The sequence below is a fragment of the Bacillota bacterium genome (genome assembly GCA_024655925.1).
GTDB lineage: Bacteria > Bacillota > DTU025 > DTU025 > JANLFS01 > JANLFS01.
Genome location: JANLFS010000142.1, coordinates 1 through 4,880 on the forward strand (window position 1 = coordinate 1; position 4,880 = coordinate 4,880).

Consider the following 4,880-nt stretch of genomic DNA (forward strand, 5'->3'; position numbering starts at 1 on the left):
ACGTGTTGCACGTCATCATGGTCGTCGAGGGCCTCCATGAGGCGCATCGTCTGCCCAGCCTCCCGGGTTCCCAGGGTCACAGTAGTCTTGGGGTTCCTCACTATCCGGGCTGACTGGACCTCCACTCCCGCGTGCTCCAGGGCCTTGCGAACCGCATCGAGCTCCTCAGGGGATGTCACGACCTCGTAGTAGTCGTCGTACGCACGAAGGTCTTCCGCCCCGGAGTCCACCGCGATCATCATCAGAGCGTCCTCGCCATCAGTGAAGGAGTCCTTATCGACGGTAATGGAGCCCTTACGGTCGAACATCCAGGCCACGCATCCAGCCTCACCCAGGTTGCCTCCATGGCGCGAGAAGATATAACGCATGTCAGACGCGGTACGATTGCGGTTGTCGGTGGCAGTCTCTACCATAATCGCCACCCCTCCCGGACCGTATCCCTCGTACACGATCTCTTCGTAGTTCTCGCTGTTTGCTGCGGAGGACGCACGCTGGATTGCGCGTTGTATGGATTCGTTCGGCATGTTGACGGCCCTGGCGTTGTCGATGGCCATTCGCAATCGGAAGTTCGCCTCCGGGAGGGGGCCACCTTGTTTCACAGCAACGATAATCTCGCGTGCAGCCTTTGTGAACGCCGCACCCCTTTGCGCGTCTGCCTTGGCCTTCCTGTGCTTGATGTTAGCCCACTTGGAATGGCCCGACATTATGCTTCCCCCTTCCTCCGGAAAACCGGCCCACTTCATCGCCTCCATTCTACCACACAAGATCTGTGATTGAGAAGAAGCCACAGGTGGCGCGCCCGACAGGCTCAAGCACACCGATTTGTTTGCCGCGGGCCGGCCCGTCTCAGCGATCTTCACGGTCCGGATGGAAGGGAGAAGCGTGGAGGGCGGTCCTGATGCGCCCTCCGAGCCCGGCGTACAGGAGGAATACCACGAGAACCGTGAAGTAGAAGTTCATGATCCCGGTCATGAGCAGGAAGTCATAAAGCCCGTGTAGTATTGCGGCGGCCATGATTCCCCTCGCCACCATTCCGCGTGCCTGTTCGGGAGGGGAGAACTTGGCCACCCCCAGTGAATACCCAACTATACCCGAGAAAGAAGCGTGCACTATGGAAGTCAGGACAGCCCTGACGATCCCCACTGTCAGCCCGTAGCTCGCCGCGTACAGGACGTTCTCAAAGGCCGCAAACCCGAGTCCTGCTGAGACAGTGTATATGATCCCATCGACCGGCTCGTTGAACTCTGGATGTGGGTAGATGTACTTCCGGACAACCCAGTATTTGAGGTATTCCTCCACCAACCCAACACCTACAATGACTGTCAAGGCGAGGACGACCAGGTTGGGAGGGGACACGAGGATCGGGCGAAACGGGGCCTCGATCAGCCCCGCAGGGAAAACCATGACTGCGCCCAGAATGAAAGCCCGTGAAACCACGCTTGCGGGCTCCGGCTCGTACCTGTCCTTCAGGCGAAAGTACATGACCCACAGGATGCCTGGGATGATCGAAACCCCGAACAGTTGAAGTAGACTGCGCACTGCGCTCACCCGCCCTCCAATCGGTATCCCATCACATTATGCCCCTCGACTGTCGCAGGTCACGAGCGAGGCGTTGGCCTCCTTGCCAACTATTCTATCACGTGCGATTGTCTTCGGCGTTTTCCTCCCGCCTTCCGGAACTCCCTGTCCACGCCAGGCGGGGTCGCATGACATATGCGGGCGTCTGCAGATTGTGCAAAATACTAGAGTGGAACCGACTGGGACATGCAGACCCTTGCGATGTGAGGAGGACTTCTCTTTTGACCGGAGACGACCGACGTGCCCTGGTTTTCGAAGACGTCGAATATGCCCGGATCAGCCTGGGCGAGCTCATGGAGCGCCTTCAGACTCAAACGAACGGGCTCACTGAACAGGAGGCCAGGGCCCGCCTGGAGGCTGTGGATCCCAATTCCCTGAAGACCGAGGGCGGGGTTTCCGCGCTTGCGATTCTCTTGGGGCAGTTTCGGGATCCCTTGTGACCTACCTGCTCCTTGGGGGGCGCGGAAATTACCTGGGCTTTGGGGCGCCAAACAGACACCTGGGTTATCCTCGCGGTACTTGCCATAAATGCCTCCATCGGCTTCTCCCAGGAGTGCCGAGCGGACCGGGCTCTAGCAAGTCTGGCTGAGATGGCCGCCCCCAAGGCTAGAGTCATAAGAGAGGGAAAGGCCCGCGAGATAGACTCAAGCCTTCTTGTGCCCGGAGACATCGTTGCCCTGACCTCGGGAGTCCGTGTGCCGGCAGATCTTAGACTCATCGAGGCCACCCGTCTGGAAGCGGAGGAAGCTGCGCTTACAGGCGAGTCCGTGGGTGTAGCCAAGCAACCTGGATCCGGAAGTGAGGCGGGGTCAGGGCCTGCCGGCCGCACGAACGGTGTCTTGATGGGGACCACGATCCTCTCAGGCCGAGGCTTGGGCGTGGTGACGGCGACAGGTTCCCGCGCCGAGTTGAGAAAGATCGCCCAAGCAGTCCAGAGTGTCAGGGAGGCGCCCTTTCCGCTTGAGGTGCAACTGTCGAAACTGGGCCAGGTTATTGGCGCCGCCGTACTTGCCATGACCGCCATCACAGTGGTGTTGGGCGGAATCGCTAGAATGCCCATCACAGAATCACTGCTCACCGCAATAGCCCTTGCAGTTGCGGCGGTCCCCGAGGGACTTCCGATAGTGGTCACAGTCACTCTCGCGGTGGGAGTGCGCAGAATGGCCAGGCGCAACGTTATCATAAGACGGTTGCCGGCTGTGGAGACACTCGGCAGCTGCACCGTGACTGCGTCGGACAAGACGGGAACACTGACGAAGAATGAGATGACCGTGCGCGAGATACGGGCGGGCGGGCGGACGTTTCGCGTAAGCGGCATCGGGTTCGAGCCATGGGGCGAAGTAACCCCCGTTTCGCGCTGGACAGACGCCCACCAGATGGAACTCGGGGAGAGCTTGGACGTGGGCCTCGGTCCACACGACACGCCTGCATTCTCCGTCCCGCAGGTTGTCGAACCCGATCTCGACACCTCCCTCAAGTGGACTCTTTTGGCCGGCCTTCTCGCGAACGAGTCCGAGCTCGTCCAGGACGACAAGAACGAGTATCGGGCGCAAGGCGACCCAACTGAAGTGGCCTTGATCGCAGTCGCGTGCAAAGCGGGCTTGGAGCCTGACGTGGAGGCTAGGTAAGAGTATGTCGACGAAATCCCTTTCGAGTCTGATCGACTTTACATGGCTTGACTTGTACGCAGGCGCGACACGGGTGAGATGTTCACTCTGGTCAAGGGAGCACCCGAGAAAGTCTTGACCATGTGCTCCGAGGTCCTCGAGAGTTCAGGCATCTCCTCCCCTTTCACTAACCCAGGAAGGCGAGCTGTTTTGGAGGACGCGTCCAGAATGGCCAAGCGAGGCCTGCGCGTTCTCGCCATGGCCGTGGGGCACCGACCCGGGGACACCCTCTGGCGCTCGCCGAGGGCAACTTGGGCGATCCGGCGTTCGCGGGGTTGCAGGGCATGGAAGACCCGGCGCGTCCGGAGGCGCTTGACGCGGTGCGCCGCGCGCGGGAGGCAGGCATCCGTGTGATGATGGTCACAGGCGACCATGAGGTGACAGCCGGGGCCATCGCCCGGCAGATCGGGCTCGAAACCACAGGCGGCAACGTCGTGACAGGCGCGGACATGGAAGCAATGGATGAATCCGCTCTGAACAGGAGACTCAAGACGGCCAACGTGTTCGCACGGGTGTCGCCCCTGGATAAGCTTAGAATCGTGCAAGGTCTCCTCAAGCTCGGGTATGTAGTCGCGGTCACCGGGGACGGGGTGAACGACGCCCCCGCACTCAAGGCCGCCCACATTGGAGTAGCCATGGGACGGACCGGCACCGACGCGGCCGGGGAGGCTTCGGACATGGTCATCACCGACGATAATTTCGCCAGTATCTTCGCGACGGTTCGAGAAGGCAGAGTAGTCTTTGACAACACCCGGAAAGCAATATTCTTCCTCTTGCCGACTGGAGTAGGCGTGGTGCTTGCGATTCTCTACACCTTGGGTGCCCGACTCCCATTGCCCTTCCTGCCTGCTCAGATTCTCTGGTTGAACCTCGTTGCCAACGGCCTTCAAGATGTGGCGCTCGCGTTCGAACCTGGGGAACCTGGAACGATCAGGCGCCCGCCGCGCGACCCGAATGAACCTGTAATCACACGGATGCTCATTGACAGACTAACCTTGGTTGGGCTAGTTCTCATGGCCGGGACGGTGGGGGTCTTTCGGTGGCAGTTGAATGCGGGCGCACCTCTTGAAACCGTGCGCACGGCCGCTCTTGCAACCGCGGTCCTATTTCAGATGTTCCACGTCATGAACAGCAGATCCGAGCGGGAGTCCATATTCCGCATTCCGCTGCTGGGAAACCCATTCCTCCTGGCATCCGTGGGCGCCGCTTTCTTGGCCCACCTCATCCTGGTGTACAACCCAACTCTTCAAGCCATCTTCCGCACCGGTCATCTTGCCCCGGGGCACTGGGCAGTCATATTGCCTGTTACAGCCTCGGTTGTTTGGGTAGTAGAGGTAGATAAGTGGGTAAGAAGACGGCTTGGCCGCGGTTCCCAAACAAAGTCGCAGAAGCCTTGACAAACCTGAGGAGGTCTGTGTATCATAGCGTTGTTAGCACTCACCCCGGTCGAGTGCTAAAGGATTGTGGTGAAGGGGGTAACATCAATGCTGAAACCGTATGGCGACAGGATACTTGTGAAGCCCAGCACCGAGGAGGACAGGACCGCAGGCGGAATCGTCCTTCCGGACACCGCGAAGGAGCGCCCCCAGAAGGGCGAGGTGGTGGCAGTGGGCCCTGGCCGATGGGAGGAGGGCA

Annotated in this window: 6 protein-coding genes; 4 read left to right on the top strand and 2 right to left on the bottom strand. The window is 60.1% G+C overall.

Features of this window, described 5'->3' with window-relative positions; all coding sequences use genetic code 11:
* Both NUW23_14790 and NUW23_14795 read right to left on the bottom strand, forming a co-directional pair.
* Positions 1–704, bottom strand: a 704-nt coding sequence (locus tag NUW23_14790; protein ID MCR4427427.1) for a YebC/PmpR family DNA-binding transcriptional regulator, incomplete at its 3' end; no start/stop codon positions are given.
* Positions 705–846: 142 nt separating this feature from the next.
* Complete coding sequence (locus NUW23_14795; GenBank protein MCR4427428.1) at positions 847–1,539, bottom strand: PrsW family glutamic-type intramembrane protease; 693 nt, start codon at positions 1,537–1,539, stop codon at positions 847–849.
* A 260-nt stretch (positions 1,540–1,799) separates the two neighbouring features.
* On the opposite strand from NUW23_14795, the gene NUW23_14800 reads away from it, so the two are divergent.
* The 4 genes from NUW23_14800 to NUW23_14815 all read left to right on the top strand — a co-directional run.
* The gene (locus tag NUW23_14800; protein ID MCR4427429.1) at positions 1,800–2,018 is read left to right on the top strand and encodes a cation-transporting P-type ATPase; all 219 of its coding nucleotides are present in this window, start codon (positions 1,800–1,802) and stop codon (positions 2,016–2,018) included.
* Between the two features lie 39 nt (positions 2,019–2,057).
* Positions 2,058–3,206, top strand: a complete 1,149-nt coding sequence (locus NUW23_14805) for an HAD-IC family P-type ATPase (protein MCR4427430.1) — start codon at positions 2,058–2,060, stop codon at positions 3,204–3,206.
* Positions 3,207–3,529: 323 nt separating this feature from the next.
* The gene (locus NUW23_14810) at positions 3,530–4,642 is read left to right on the top strand and encodes an HAD-IC family P-type ATPase (protein ID MCR4427431.1); all 1,113 of its coding nucleotides are present in this window, start codon (positions 3,530–3,532) and stop codon (positions 4,640–4,642) included.
* An 87-nt stretch (positions 4,643–4,729) separates the two neighbouring features.
* Positions 4,730–4,880, top strand: a 151-nt coding sequence (locus tag NUW23_14815; protein ID MCR4427432.1) for a co-chaperone GroES, incomplete at its 3' end; no start/stop codon positions are given.